Here is a 248-nt window from a genome sequence, read left to right on the forward strand (position 1 = left end):
ACTACCAGTTCAGCTCCATCACCTGCTGCATTTTCGCAGACATTGTCGCCTGTGACACTCACATAGTAAGTCGTTGTCGTTGCAGGCGACACGGTCAGATCCATGATCTCATTGCTCAGATCAGAATCGGTATAGAAGTGGAAGACTGGATTCGTGATACCTGGTGCTGTAGCACTCAAGGTAAAGTCATCGCCTTCACAGATTGTTCCGCTGTTCGCAGTGATGTCCGCTGCCGTAGCTCTTGGATT

The 248-nt window shown here is 49.6% G+C and carries 1 protein-coding gene; it reads right to left on the reverse strand.

The window, feature by feature from the left end:
* Positions 1–248 (reverse strand): Ig-like domain-containing protein (locus O0V13_RS21620; protein ID WP_268037089.1); only part of this gene is annotated, 248 nt, incomplete at both ends.

Source organism: Algoriphagus sp. PAP.12 (assembly GCF_026652115.1).
Lineage (GTDB): Bacteria > Bacteroidota > Bacteroidia > Cytophagales > Cyclobacteriaceae > Algoriphagus.